General features: G+C 40.2%; 10 protein-coding genes. 5 read left to right on the top strand and 5 right to left on the bottom strand.

The window, feature by feature from the left end:
- Positions 1-201 precede the first annotated feature (201 nt).
- Together ACFQZJ_RS04910 and asnB are read right to left on the bottom strand one after the other, a co-directional pair.
- A complete protein-coding gene (locus ACFQZJ_RS04910; RefSeq protein ID WP_379932712.1) occupies positions 202-1,773 on the bottom strand; it encodes a sulfatase family protein in 1,572 nt (523 codons plus the stop codon).
- Positions 1,774-1,986: 213 nt separating this feature from the next.
- Positions 1,987-3,657 (bottom strand): asparagine synthase B, encoded by a 1,671-nt coding sequence (gene asnB, locus ACFQZJ_RS04905; protein WP_379932711.1) that lies wholly within the window; start codon positions 3,655-3,657, stop codon positions 1,987-1,989.
- A 247-nt stretch (positions 3,658-3,904) separates the two neighbouring features.
- Between asnB and ACFQZJ_RS04900 the strand changes: the two genes are divergently transcribed.
- From ACFQZJ_RS04900 to ACFQZJ_RS04885, 4 genes are all read left to right on the top strand, one after another.
- Positions 3,905-4,441, top strand: a complete 537-nt coding sequence (locus ACFQZJ_RS04900; RefSeq protein ID WP_379932710.1) for a DUF2911 domain-containing protein — start codon at positions 3,905-3,907, stop codon at positions 4,439-4,441.
- Between the two features lie 484 nt (positions 4,442-4,925).
- Positions 4,926-6,122, top strand: coding sequence for a helix-turn-helix domain-containing protein (locus ACFQZJ_RS04895; RefSeq protein WP_379932709.1), 1,197 nt, complete (start codon positions 4,926-4,928; stop codon positions 6,120-6,122).
- Positions 6,123-6,784: 662 nt separating this feature from the next.
- Positions 6,785-9,829 (top strand): SusC/RagA family TonB-linked outer membrane protein, encoded by a 3,045-nt coding sequence (locus tag ACFQZJ_RS04890; protein WP_379932708.1) that lies wholly within the window; start codon positions 6,785-6,787, stop codon positions 9,827-9,829.
- 26 nt (positions 9,830-9,855) lie between these two features.
- On the top strand, positions 9,856-11,325 hold the full coding sequence (locus tag ACFQZJ_RS04885; RefSeq protein ID WP_379932707.1) for a RagB/SusD family nutrient uptake outer membrane protein: 1,470 nt from the start codon (positions 9,856-9,858) through the stop codon (positions 11,323-11,325).
- Between the two features lie 391 nt (positions 11,326-11,716).
- Here the strand turns inward: ACFQZJ_RS04885 and ACFQZJ_RS04880 are convergent, their stop codons facing one another.
- Positions 11,717-12,136 (bottom strand): hypothetical protein, encoded by a 420-nt coding sequence (locus ACFQZJ_RS04880; RefSeq protein WP_379932706.1) that lies wholly within the window; start codon positions 12,134-12,136, stop codon positions 11,717-11,719.
- A gap of 83 nt (positions 12,137-12,219) precedes the next feature.
- Positions 12,220-12,984: an NYN domain-containing protein gene (locus tag ACFQZJ_RS04875; protein ID WP_379932705.1), complete on the bottom strand. Its 765-nt coding sequence runs from the start codon at positions 12,982-12,984 to the stop codon at positions 12,220-12,222.
- 134 nt (positions 12,985-13,118) lie between these two features.
- On the opposite strand from ACFQZJ_RS04875, the gene ACFQZJ_RS04870 reads away from it, so the two are divergent.
- Entirely contained in the window at positions 13,119-13,904 is a 786-nt protein-coding gene (locus ACFQZJ_RS04870) for an NIPSNAP family protein (protein ID WP_379932704.1), read from the top strand.
- 16 nt (positions 13,905-13,920) lie between these two features.
- Here ACFQZJ_RS04870 and ACFQZJ_RS04865 read toward each other — a convergent pair whose 3' ends face one another.
- Complete coding sequence (locus ACFQZJ_RS04865) at positions 13,921-15,027, bottom strand: OmpA family protein (protein WP_379932703.1); 1,107 nt, start codon at positions 15,025-15,027, stop codon at positions 13,921-13,923.
- Position 15,028: the final 1 nt, after the last annotated feature.

The following is a 15,028-nucleotide window of genomic DNA, read 5'->3' as shown; positions in this document are numbered from 1 at the left end:
AACTGATGAAAAAACCAGTTAAAGTAACTATATCGACACATCCAAGAAGCAACACTCACCCCAACTCATAATGGAAAGAAAGACAAAGTAAACTAGCTCGGGGCAAGCCCACGAGGCATTAAATTAGAAAACGATTTTTAATTTCGAGGCAAGCCTCTGAGTATCAAACCCTTTGGCGGTGCCAATGAAAAGAACCGGAAACTACTCCAAATCGGCCTGCGATAAAATGGTGCGCATTACGGGATAATCCTCATCCACATCCGCGTACTTTTTACGCTCCGCAACGAGCTGCTCCTTCATCTCTCCGATAATTGCGGCATAGGTATCGTCGTTTATCGCATTCCTCAACTCCTCGGGGTCTTCTTCGAGGTCATAAAACTCCCAGCTTGGAACAGTGGTTTCCCTGGAAGTTCCTTTTTTGCCTAAATCCTGACCATAAAAGAACGCCAATTTGTACCGCTCGTTACGGATACCAAAATGTGCCGGCCTATCTGGGTGGTGCAACCAATATCTGTAATACATTTGATTACGCCAATCCTTAACGGCCACTCCTTTAAGTTGATTTCTAAAACTTTCTCCTTGGATATAATCCGGTTTATCAATTCCTGCATAATCCGCTAATACAGCGGGGAAATCGATATTAAGGATGATATCGTCTATACGCTGTCCTCCTTTTATTTCTTTGGGATATCTGATTACAAAAGGCATCCGGAGCGACTCCTCATAAATTAGCCGCTTATCAAAAAAGCCATGTTCTCCCAGAAAATAACCCTGGTCGGCAGTGTAGATAACAATGGTATTGTCCGCAATTCCTTCTTCCTCCAAATAATCCAGCAACTTTCCAATGTTATCATCGATAGCCGCTCCGGAACGCATAAAATCCTTTACCAGTTTCTGATAAATCTTCTTGCGCTTACGAATACTGTCCAAACCGTCCAACGGATAAGGAAGACCGGGATAGGAGGTCCAAAAAGCATCTGACTCCGTAGCCTTTTGCCAACGTTTCCCTAAGTGCTCCAAAACTTGGCCTTTGAACGAACGTCCCGTTGTCTCTTTGCCAAAATCCAATAAGGACGCCGGCTCGGGAATGGTGTCGTTTTCGTAAAGCGACGCAAAGCGTTCGGGATAATCAAAAGGTTCGTGCGTTGCCTTAAAATTACAGAACATCATAAAAGGTTTGGTTATGTCCCGTTTTTTAAGGTGGTCTATAGTGAGGTCGGTAATAACGTCCGTGGAAAAACCTTCGTATTGTTTTCCTGCCGAACCATCATGCCCATCTCTCCAATTTTCTTTTGTTTTCAAAATAGGGTTCCAATACTTACCTTGGCCGGGCAACACATTAAAATAATCAAAACCTTCCGGCTGTTCCACCAAATGCCATTTTCCTATTACAGCGGTCTCGTAGCCATTATCCTGAAAAGTCTTGGCAATATTGGGATGCCCGCTAGGAATGGGTTCATTTAAGGTATACACCTGATTGATATGGCTATATTGCCCTGTTAAAATACTACCCCTGCTAGGGGTGCAAATACTATTGGTGCAAAACGCATTCATTAGCATTGCGCCTTCATCCGCAATCCGTCGAATATTTTTGTTCCGGACATAATTTTCCAAAACACCACCATAAAGCCCCCAAGCTTGGGACGTGTGATCATCCGATAGGATAAAAAGGATATTCGGTTTTTGAACCTCTTTCACCGTGCTTTCCGTACAGGACCCCAAAATCGTGGTTGTTAGGACAAACAGCAAAACAAAAAAATAATTCCAATTCATAACCTTCATGGTTGCTCGATTTTTCTGTTGGTCTAAATATATTCGATTAAGATAATAAGAAAAATTTTTACCCTGTTTCATTACCCCTGAAAACCCGGTATACTCTACAAATAAAAGAGGCGCCATCCAAAATGACACCTCTTTAAGACTAATTAAATAAAAAAACAAAACTGATCTGCTTCAAAGTCGCAGAAAACAGATTTATACAGACGATTATTTGCCGTAAGCATCGTCGTGGACGTTGGCAACGGCCCTTCCAGAGGGATCGTTCATATTTTTAAATGCCTCGTCCCATTCCAAAGCTATCTTTGTACTGCAGGCCACCGATGGCTCCTGCGGTACACAAAGCGCTGCTGCATCAGACGGAAAATGCTGTTCGAATATAGACCGGTAATAGAATTCCTCTTTGCTCGTTGGTGTCTGCAACGGAAACCTGAACTTTGCATTGGCCAACTGCTCATCCGTTACCTCTTCCGCTACAATTTTCTTAAGGGTATCTATCCAACTATAGCCCACACCATCGGAAAACTGTTCTTTTTGTCGCCAAGCAACGCTCTCGGGCAGCATATCCTCAAAAGCCTTTCTTAGCACCCATTTCTCCATGCGCTCGCCGTTGATCATTTTATCTTTTGGGTTGATGCGCATGGCCACATCCATAAACTCCTTATCCAAAAACGGCACACGACCTTCTATACCCCAAGCTGCCAATGATTTGTTGGCCCTAAGACAATCGTACATGTGCAACTTATCCAATTTTCTAACGGTTTCTTCATGAAAGTCTTTTGGACTTGGAGCTTTATGAAAGTAAAGATAGCCACCGAACAATTCATCTGCACCTTCGCCTGAAAGCACCATTTTAATTCCCATGGACTTTATGACCCTTGCCATCAAATACATAGGTGTAGAAGCCCTTATGGTAGTGATGTCATAGGTCTCCAAGTTGTAAACCACGTCCTTTATAGCATCCAATCCTTCTTGAATCGTAAATTTTATCTCGTGGTGTACGGTACCTATGTGGTCTGCGACTTTACGCGCCGCGGCCAGATCAGGAGAGCCTTCCAATCCCACCGAAAACGAGTGTAATTGTGGCCACCAGGCCTCTGTGGTATCATCCGACTCAATTCGTTTTTGGGCGTATTTTTTTGCAACGGCAGAGGTTATCGAAGAATCCAATCCGCCGGAAAGCAATACACCATAAGGCACATCGGACATTAACTGTCTATGAACGGCAGCTTCCAAGGCTTTTTTGATTTCTTGTATACTGGTCTCGTTTTCCTTAACGGCCTCGTAATCCATCCAATCACGGGAGTACCATCTTTTTAGTTCCCCATCGCTGCTATGCAAATAATGCCCTGGAGGGAATAGTTCTATTTTGGTACACGTACCTTCCAAGGCCTTTAGCTCCGACGCGACATAGAACGTTCCGTTCTGATCCCATCCCATGTATAAGGGAATAATGCCCGTGTGATCGCGAGCCACAAAGTATTCATCCTTTTCCGTGTCATAAATAGTGAACCCAAAAATACCGTTCATTTCATCCAAAAACGCTGCACCTTTTTCCTGATAAAGCGCCAAAATAACCTCACAATCGGATTCTGTCCTAAATTCATATTTACCTTCGAACTGCTTTCGCAACTCCCTATGGTTATAAATCTCACCATTTGCTGCCAAAACCAGCTTACCGTCCTTACTCAACAGCGGTTGTTTTCCGGATGCCGGATCTACGATAGCCAATCTTTCATGCGCTAAAACTGCTTTGTCATTACTGTAAATCCCACTCCAATCCGGACCCCTATGACGTATTTTTTTAGACATTTCCAACAATTGAGGCCTAAGTACTTCCGTACTTTCCTTAACATCAAATGCACATACTATTCCACACATAATTTTATCTTATTATATCAATTCGAATACAAATATTCATTTATTGTTTCATTTTAAAAACCATAATAGACAATATGATTTCATTTTTAAACTATATAACTTGTTATTAGCATGAATTGAAATGCGTTTATCAAAAAAGAATACAAATTGAATCTATCTGTAAGTATTCAAAAAATTAACGACATTTTAAGCAAATTTAATTCACGAACTAGTTAGCTTTGAAACACTTTAAAAACAAACACAGAAAATGAAAAAATTTAGTATCCTTACCCTATTTGTAGCGGCCTTGTTTTTTACGACGAACGCCAATGCCCAGAAGTTCTCAGGAATGGACAATAGCCCTTTAGACATGGCTTCTTTCCCTAGTGATTATAAAATTTCCGAAAAGGTCGTTCGAATAACTTATGGAAGACCGCAATTGAAAGGACGTTCCTTGTCCGAGCTAGCTCCAGCAGGCGAAGTGTGGAGAACCGGTGCCAATGAGGCGCCAGAAATCACCTTCTATAAAGATGTAACTTTTGGAGGAAAGGAAGTTAAAGCGGGAACTTATGCTTTATTGACCATACCGGGAGAAAAAGAGTGGACGGTTATCCTACACAACCAATTGAACCAATGGGGATCTTATTTTTATAAAGAAGCATCTGATGTGGTACGGGTTACTGGTGCAACAAGTACAGGAGAATCTTTGGAAGCGTTTTCTATCGCATTCAAAGACGTAGACGGCGGAGCACACATGGTCATGGGCTGGGACACCACCAGGGTGGCCGTACCGGTGATGTGGTAAACAAATAAAATTGATGCCCCCGCTTGGGAGTAGAGCTTATTAACCCGAAGAAAAAAGCTTCGGGTTTTTTATTTGAAGTAAAATCCCATACATCCAATAAACAGACTTGGGACAAGTCTGTTCAGCATTCACAAGGAAATGAATTGAGAAGCAGGAGGCAGGTATCTGACCATAAAAAGAAGGGAACTTTAGTCTATAGGGAGCACATGTTTTAGAAGAAAAACCACTAGTTTGAAATACCACACCACAGAAAACTCTTGGAGCTCATATCCACAATTAAAAACCCAGCCTTTATCCTGCTAATTTAGGACAATAGGGACTTTGTTTCGAAATTAATTTATTGCCAGAATACTTATGTTTAAAGCAAGAAAAAACTGTCAATTATAAAAAGAACTAATCACTACCATAGTTTTTAATGATAGTACTTTAACAGTCCCACATAACACGAATGGCTATCTTTAATTAAATCGATTGAAATAAATATATGACACTCCTCTCAGACTTTTTTGTTCGATTTACAGCATTTAAGAATAGTTTGGATGCTTACACTTCAAGGAGTTTAGGGAGTGGAATAGAGGACAATGTTCAAACTGCTTTTTTTGGTATTATAGGTGTATTGGGCCTTATACTTAGCGGTTATCTAATTCTAAGCTATCGAAGAAAAGAAACCTTCAATGTTTTTTTGGGAATTTTCACCTTAACCACTTCGCTTATACTAATAGAATTGACACTGGATTGGTGGGAAGCGATGCATTACGATCCCAAAGTACCATTTTACAAAAGTCTTGTTTTCTTATGGGGACCATCCCTTCATCTATATCTTAAAAGCAAAGCACGACCGGGTAATACGAACATTTCTTACACATCAACTTTACGGCATTATATAATCTTTACGGTATCCCTGCTACTACTTTCCATTATTGGGAATGTGGATATGGACTATGATTCCTCTAAGTACTCCCCCTCTTGGTTCATACTAACGTTTTTGACCAATAATTGGGTAAAAAGTATATACTCTTCGTTTTATCTTTTATTATTGATCCGGGAATACTATGGTTACGAGAAATCTGCCAATCAATTATCAAAAACATGGGCAAAACTATTGATAAGTTATTTTGCCTTTCTATTGGTAATCAAAATATTTAGAGCAGAGTTTGACACCGTGTTTGCTTATGATTTCCTTTCCAAATATTTGGCCGCTTATTGCTTTTCCTCGTTTATACTGATACTCGGCTCTTTAAACATTCTATTTCCCAAGAATGCTGCACCGCAGAGCACGACAGAAGAAAATAACGAAGAAAAATACAAGAATAGCGGTTTAACCAAGGACATGCTATTTTCCTTAAAGGAGCAGTTGGTTAAGGCTATGAAGGAGGACAAACTATTTTTAGACCACAAACTAACCCTTCAAACCCTTGCCGAAACCCTTAACACGGATAGGTACAGTCTATCGCAGGTCATAAACCAAGAATTTCATAAGAATTTTTATGAATTTATCAACGACTATCGAATAAATGAAAGTGTTAGGATAATAAAACGCAATCCAGATCGCGTACACCTTGTAGTGGACTTGATATATGAATCCGGTTTTAACAATAAGGTATCTTTCTACCGTGCGTTTAAAAAAAGAAAAGGTATGACGCCTGCGAAATACATAAAGGAGTTCTCTACCATTGCCTAATGCTAATCCAACACCTTAAACCTTCTTGGCTAGGCCAAAATCAGCATTACACATAGTATAATAGGCTTTTCCCATTATCTTACGAACCCTTAGTTATACATACCCAAGAACCTGTTTTAAACAAATAGACACAACGTACAATTAACGTTTCTATCCTAAAAACACCCGGAACAAGTCCAACCTCTGATCTAATTGTGATAGTATTCCCGATCAAAATCGCTTAAAATAGTTAATAAATTTAACTTATCTGAAGCCAAAAAAGGTCATTGATGCTAGATTATACATTCCTAAATAATCACGAAACCTTAATGACCTATACCACCTGCGACTATTTGTCTAAATTTTAACATCTGTGACTTTTTTGCCAAAATAGTCTTAATTCTATTTATTTATTACAAAGAACTATCATTCAAATAGATATAATCGAAGTAAACGTTACTTTAAATCGGTTTGAAATTAATCTAGGTCGGAAGTAATCATACAACGGCTCCTCTGAGATTACTTTTTCAGAATAAAGGTTTAGAGGAGTCGACATCATCAAAAACATTATCGGTTTTGGTGTTTCATTTTCGTTTTGGATTAGCTATCAAGAAATAAAAGGATGTCGGCTCTCACTAGACAGATTTCTAACTCAAATTAATACTAACACTCAAATGATTTACATGAGAACAAAAACAAGAGGGATTCTTACGCTATTATTAGCGTTTGTTGTTCACCTGTCCTTTGCGCAGGAAAAAACGGTCAACGGAACTGTGACGGATCAAAATAATATGCCACTACCTGGTGTTTCCGTTGTAATAGTAGGCACTACAAAAGGAACTCAGACAGACTTTGATGGCAACTATGCGATTAGTGTTGCAACGGGGCAGCAACTTCGGTATAGCTACATTGGTCAAAAATCTGTAACCCTTACCATTGGTGCCTCTAACACGGTCAACGTTCAAATGGAAGATGATGCAGAGACCCTAGCGGAAGTTGTCATCATGGGTTACAGAACCTCAACTAAAGAAAAATCAAGCATTGCATCACAGACAATTGCATCCGAAACCATTGAAAATAGACCCAATGCAAATGCATTACAAACATTAGCCGGACAGGTAGCTGGGGTCAATATTTTGGCATCAACAGGCCAACCAGGTGCCCCGCCATCAGTGAATATTCGTGGTCAGGCTTCCATTAACGGTAATACCGAGCCCTTATACGTTATTGACGACGTACCAACAGATGCCGGTGTTTTCAGAACTTTAAACCCTAACGATATTGCTTCTGTATCTGTATTGAAAGATGCCGGTGCAACCGCCATTTATGGTAATAGGGGTGCAAATGGGGTTATTTTGATTAAAACTCGTCAAGGAAACTTTAATGAAGGCCTTAAGATTTCCTATGCAGGTTTGCTTGGAGTTTCTACGCTTCAGGGCAATAACTATGATTTAATGAGCAGCCCTGAGCAGCTACGTTTAGAAAATTTAGTAGGTAGAGGCAGGGGTGCCGGTCTTACTGATGCGGAAATCGCAAACACCCCAACAACGGACTGGGCAGATTATTTCTTTAGCAGTAGTGTGGCCCAAAACCACACGGTAACACTTACAAGTGGCTCCGAGGATGTGAGTCAGTTTACTTCCTTTGGCTATTCTAATATAGATGGAATTCTCCTTAACAGTGATTTACAGCGATTTAATATTCGCAACAATACAAACGGTAAATCAAAAAATGAAAAATTCCGTTATGGAGTTAGTTTAGGTATTAATTTTGCCAAATCCAACGAACCAAATAACATTGGGGGGAGCGGTATAAACCGTAATCCTATATTAGGAGCCTTCCAAGCGGCACCCTACATATCTCCTGATGATTATGTGGATGGCGCTTCGTTACTTAGTCCTCTATCTTTCGTAAATACACCATTGTTTCTAATAGACGTACAAAAAAATAATTATAGAAGAGAGAACGAGTTACAGTTGTTGGGAAGTTTAAATCTTAGCTATGAACTGGCAAAAGGCCTAACCGCCAAAGTTGTAATGAGTGGTGACTACAGAGATGAAACCCGCACTCAATCCGAGCGACCAGAATCATTTAATGCACTTCTGTTCGCCCAAGGAAAAGATCCTTCGGGAACGCAGAACCAAGATGTCATTCGTCAGTTCACATACAACCAGACTACTTCGTTAAACTACAATACCGAATTTGGCAAGCATTCTTTGAACGTTGGTGCATTCATGGAATACTTTAAGGCACATTTCCAAACTTTTGGCTATACACAGCAAGGTTTAAATCCTTTGACATTTGCGCCTGGCGATGGTAGTGCATTTATTGGAGATAATCCAGACAACGATTTTTACGTAGATACGGTTAGAGCTAATATTTTGGATGCAGGCCTCTTTTCCTATTTTGGTGCTGCGGACTATGATTATGATGGAATTTATGGTGTTTCTGCCACTTTACGGCGTGATGCATCCTATCGCTTTTCGGATACCAATCGTTGGGGTACGTTCTACTCCGCATCAGGCCGCATCAACTTTCATAATATGGACTTTATGGAAGGTTCTGTGTTCAATCAGTTAAAATTAAGAGGGTCATACGGAACAACAGGAAACCAATATATCTCACAAGATTTTGGCACTCCAGGAATATATTTTGATTCTCCGGACTTAACCAAGGACCTATACGCTACTGGTTCTGGATATGGAGCTGCCAACTCATTGCTTTTAAATAGAATTGGCAACAATCAACTTACCTGGGAGACAACCGCCCAAGCCAATGTGGGTATAGATTTCGAAGTATTTGACCGCCGTTTGAGAGGTAGCGTAGATGCGTACGTAAGAACCACAACAGACTTATTTTTGGACACCCCTATTTCCGCAATCAATGCTCAGACCAACTTGAGCAGGAACACGGGAGAACTCGTTAATAGAGGATTCGAATTCAATGCCAATTATGATGTTGTGCGAGGCGGAAATGATGGTTTCAACCTAACCCTGAACGCCGTTGGAGCTTTCAACGAGCAAGAAATAATTGATTTACCAACAGAGGATGGTATAATCGATATTTCCGGAGCACCTCTTGGATATCGAGAAGGTGGTAGTATTTTCGAATACTATACATATAGGTACAATGGGGTTAATCCAGAAAACGGAAACCTCCAATTCTTGACCGCAGACGGAACAGTAACCGAACAGCCTAATGTAGATACAGACAGGGTATGGTTCTCTCAGAATATTTTTCCAGAGTTTCAAGGTAGTTTTGGTTTCAATGCAGATTACAAAGGTTTTTTCGTTGTAACTCAATTTAACTATGCAGTTGGTCTTGATCGCTTTGACTACGATTTGGCTGGATTTCAAAATCCTACGAATATTGGGCAATTTAGACACTCAAGGGATTTACAGAGAGCATGGACACCCGATAATACAAACACGGACATCCCATCCTTGGATGCTACCAATTTTGGTTTAAGTTTTGATTCATCCAGGTACTTAAGGAGTGCAGATTTCTTGAGATTGCGTTTTGCCCAATTTGGCTATAATTTTCCAACAAAACTTTTGAACGGTACCGGATTAACGAACCTTAAATTATTCTTTAACGGAGAAAATATCCTTACATTCTCCGATTGGAGAGGTTTTGACCCTGAGGTGAACAACCCAACAGATGTAACACAGTTTAGGTTATATCCAACACCTAAGACCTATAGTTTTGGTATTCAAGTTGGATTTTAATTCATAAAAGAACTAATAATAACAATATGAAAAATAGTAAATATTTACTGATAGGCTTGGCAATCGCCCTTTTTGGGTGCAACGATGCCATTGATATAGATCAACCCGGCAGATTAGACGCTGGTGCAGCTTTCACAACAGTCTCCGATTTAAATTTGGGGCTATTGGGTCTTTATAACGAATTTGATATAACCCCTGAAATTCAGTTCAATGCTGTTTTTACCGACGAGCTATCCATAGGTTTTGATAATGGCGGCCAAGGTATAGGAGACGGTACTTATGGATTTATACTTAATCCAAATAGCGCAATAGCGAGAGCCACTTGGTTTAATTATAATGACGCTATAAATGCAGCCAATCGTATTTTAGCTGCGGCGGAAACTATACCTGCCGAAGCTAATTATAATGATATTTTAGGGCAAACCTATGCGCTTCGTGCTTTTGCCTATTTTCAGCTGATTTCTTATTACAGCACGGATTATACAGATGATAGTGCATTAGCAACAATTTTGTACGATTTTGTTCCAACACCGGACCAACAACTACCAAGAAGCACCAATGCCGAAGTATTTGCATTTATAAACAGTGATTTGGAGCAAGCTCAAAATTTGTTGACAGAAGAAGCAAATGCAACCTTTGTTAGTCAAGATTTTGTAACAGCGCTTAGAGCTCGGATGGCCGCATACCGAGGCAACTACACACAAGCTTCCGAATTTGCATCGGAACTTTTGGAGAAATATCCTTTGGCAGATAAAGAAGCGTACAAAAACGTTTTTCAGGACGAAGACAATACCGGTGTAATCTTTAAACTAGAACGTACGATCAACGATGATTATGATGGACAGGGAACCACCGGCAGTGCTTTTGCAGGGGGTTGGGCTGGAGCTAATTTTGCATTTGTGAACTCAACTATTGAGGGTTCACCATATTTTGAAATTGGCCGCTCGTTATTCAACTTAATGGATGAAGATGATGTGCGCTATGAGGTTAATGTTGAACCCACTTCCGTTATAAGTGCAGATTACGTTAATGCCGAAGATTTTATTAACGATGATATTCTAATTGTTGGAAAATATCAGGGCAATGAAAAACCACTGCTTAACGATCTAAAAGTGTTTAGAATTGCGGAAATGCTTTTGATAAATGCCGAAGCCTTAGCGGATGCTGGTAATTTAACAGGTGCCGCCGAATTGATAAAGGAACTAAGGGATGCGAGATTTGGCACGGCACAGGCTTTACCCTCTTATGCAAACAGTCAAGAAGCTTTCAATGATATTCTAACCGAAAGACGCATAGAATTCGCCTTTGAAGGCCATAGATGGAAAGATATCAAAAGACTAGGGGAAAGAGCTGGTCAAGGCATTGTAAGAGATCCTTTAGACTGTGCGATTAACGATGCATGCTCGTTGTCACCACCGGATAGTAGGTTCACCCTACCAATTCCAATTGATGAAATTGCAGGAAACTCTAACATCCAACAAAATCCAGGGTATTAATAGCCGTTATTTTATGTAAAAAACCCTAACCTTCCTCGGTTAGGGTTTTTTAAAACCCAATATTCTGCATTTAAAATATAAAGAATAATCATCCCAACTTGAAAAGTAAATAATTACTTATAAAACCCTTCGCGTTTTATAATCGACTTAAGCACTTCGGGTTTTTATATTTTAATCGGACTAAAGTGCGAAAATGTATCACTAGTATTATCCCACTCCCCATATTCATAGAATCCATAACCTTGGTTTTGGATATTTTAAATTAGAAACATTCAACGGGAACCTCAATTAGCTCCGCCCCACCTCTAATTTTTGGCATCATGCTAAAATCAAAAACATCCGATGTGTAACCAACGGATGTTTTTAAAATGTATAAACTTGGGTAGTACCTTTATTCGGGCGGCATCTTTCTAGTTCCTTTAATCGTAAAACTACCTTGAGCAGAAGAGGCTTGGCCAAGTATGGTGTCGTCCTCTGCGTTCAAAACAACGGAAACCCGTTCTACACCATCAATATTTACAATAAACTTTAAGGTATCCCCTTTTAATTGTACATCCTGCCCATTAAGAACGCCATTGCCCAGATGCACCTCAACAATAGGCTTTCCGTCCTCCATCCGAACAAAAAGTACTCCTTTTCGATACGCGTCCTCCGTTCCTTCTACCTCATAATCCCAGACCCCTAAAGGTCCTTTATCATTGGTAATAGACTCCAAAACTACAACTTGATTGTCCGGTGCTGCAAATACACCTTGGTTCGTTCCAAAAAGAAAAACCAAAAATCCTAATAAAAATTGAAATCGTCCTATCATCTTGAAAATGTTTTACGTTTGTCCTTACAACGTGGAATTTATAAAATTATTCCGTGGTAATCGCGTTTACGAAAAAAAACTATTTAGGATTTTGAAGAGCGGCTATTCTTCTTCTCCTTTATACGAACGTAAATAAGTTTCTTGCGCCCTTTTGAATCTTCCCTGCGCTCAATTTCAAAATGTGGTATACTATTAATAAGCGGGGTCAGCTTTTGAAAACCATAGTTCCTAGCGTCAAAATTAGGTTGTTTCTTCTGGAGCAGGCTCCCTACATCGCCTAAAAATGCCCATCCGTCGTCATCGGCAACATCGTCAATGGTGTTGGCCATAAACCGTAAATCCTTTGCCGTAATTTTGTCTACCTTGCTCTTGGTCTTTGGTTTGGATTTATCGGTATCCGTAGCTTCTTCCTCTCCCTGATCTTTAAGAATTTCCAGATAAATAAATTTGTCACAGGCCACTATAAACGGATTTGGCGTCTTCCGCTCTCCAATGCCATATACCTGCATCCCCGCTTCTCTTAGCCTTGTTGCCAAACGTGTAAAGTCACTATCGCTGCTAACGATACAAAAACCATCTACCTTGCCCGAGTACAGCACGTCCATGGCATCAATGATCATTGCAGAATCCGTAGCGTTCTTACCCTGGGTATACCCGTATTGCTGTATGGGCGTTATCGCGTTCTCCAACAACACATTTTTCCATTTGCCCAAACGCGGGTTTGTCCAATCCCCATAAATACGTTTAATGGTGGGGTTGCCATACTTGGCAATTTCTTCCATCATTTCCTTTATATAGGCCGATGGGATGTTGTCCCCATCGATTAGTACGGCTAAATTCTTGTCCATTTTATCGCTTTTTGTAAAGGTAGGATGTTTTCCTACACAATACCGAAATGTACACTTCTGTTTTCGAATAATCAATTTATGTATACCTATTTAGTAACTTTGATTACTTACGTAAAACATATTGATTATCACTTATGAGATTTTTAAGTAGTACCGTCATATCAGCACTATTGTTTGCTTTCCTTTTTTCAACAAACCTAGTTGCGCAGGATAAAAGGGAATATTATCAACTAAAAACGTACACCCTAAAGAATGAAGCGCAAGAGCAACTGGTGGATTCTTACCTGGAGAAGGCCTTTTTACCTTCACTGAAGCGTTATGGAATCAATTCCGTTGGTGTGTTTAAACTGCACAACTCCAAGTATGTTAAAGCTGATAAGATCTATGTTCTTATTCCCTTCAATTCTTTGCTGCAGTTTGAAGCATTGGAAGATTTTTTACTTAGGGACAAAGCGCATTTAGCCGATGGCAAAACCTATTTGGAGGCAACGCACGATAATGCGCCTTATGAAAATATTACTTCTGTTTTAATGCGAGCGTTTACCGATATGCCTAAAATGATACCCTCTAATATCGAAGGGCCACGGGCAAGCAGAGTCTATGAACTCCGTAGCTATGAATCGCCCACGGAGGCGGCCTACAAAAACAAAGTACACATGTTCAACCAGGGTGGCGAAGTAGCACTTTTTGACAGCCTAGGCTTTAATGCGGTGTTCTATGCCGAAGTTATTTCCGGAGACCGTATGCCAAACCTGATGTATATGACCACATTTTCTTCTATGGATAAAAGAGATGAACTATGGAAGACGTTTTTTGAATCGGAGAAATGGACAGCCTTGAAAAATGATCCTTTTTACAAAAACAATATGAAAAAAGCGGATATCATGCTTCTTTACCCCACGCCCTATTCGGATTACTAAGCTCAGGTTGGCAAAGCTATTCCGTAATCCGGAATTCTACACGCCTGTTGCCCTGGCGACCTTTGGGTGTGCCATTTTGCATTACCGGTAGTTCACTTCCGTAGCCTTTATAAGATACCCGAGAACTATCAAGACCTTTTGCTATTAAATACGCTGCTACCGCCTTGGCCCTGTTTATAGATAGCAGCTTGTTATAACGGGCGGAGCCAATGGCATCGGTATGGCCGTTTATTTCTATTTTTAAATTGTTTCGCAGGGTCAAATAAGCTTCAATTTCATCGAGTTCCTTTTTGGAATCGGCCAAAAGCTCAAAGGTATCAAACCTGAACAGCAGATTTTTAAACCTATGGATGCTATCCAATTGAAAGGTTTTTTCACCTTTAATAACAGCTAAACGGCTATGCGCTTCAGGATTCTGCGGAAGAACGGCAACCATATCCACATAGTAGTAGGAACCCTTGGTAACATTTCGCTTTGTTCGAAACTTTTGGGTGCTCGCATTGTTCTTAAAATTGCCGAGAAGCAAATAATTTTCCGTACCGTTGGCAACAAACTCCTTTTCCACCTTTACCCAATCCTCTTTGTCAGAGTAGAAATCAGCATATATTATGTCAAAATAATTAGAGATATCTCCTTGTATTCTGGATAAATGCATTCTAGATAGGGTCTTTCTGGTATCCACATGAACTGGATTTTCTACAAATTGAACTCCAAACTCCCTGATAGCAAAATCCGACCGTTCTGCAAGGCTTACATAAAAGGATACGGTATAGGTCTCGCCCTTTACAAGGGTTTCGGTAAGTTGGGCTTGTATATATTCCCTGTAATCGTCGGGCGCATAAAAATAAAAGCCTAAATAGCCCACACCAAAATGCGCGGGTTGCTCCCCGTTGAAATTTTTGGGCGTACCCATGGCCTTGCTGCACCCATTAAAATAGTCCGTAGAGCCTGCGGTAGGGGTTGACCAATGTGCTACATCGCTATCTAAATTTCCCAATTTTTGAGGGCAATTTATAAATAGTTCAAAACTGGGGTTTTTAACCAGGTTTTGGGCCAGTCCATTTTGAACACCTCCGGTTAGAAGCATCGTACACAGGAAAAATAAATTAACGCTGGACTTCATT

Origin of the sequence: Maribacter chungangensis (assembly GCF_042676845.1) — a bacterium.
GTDB classification, from domain to species: Bacteria; Bacteroidota; Bacteroidia; order Flavobacteriales; family Flavobacteriaceae; genus Maribacter; species Maribacter chungangensis.
Note: the sequence above shows the minus strand (reverse complement) of the source record. Positions and strands in the feature narration are given on the sequence as shown.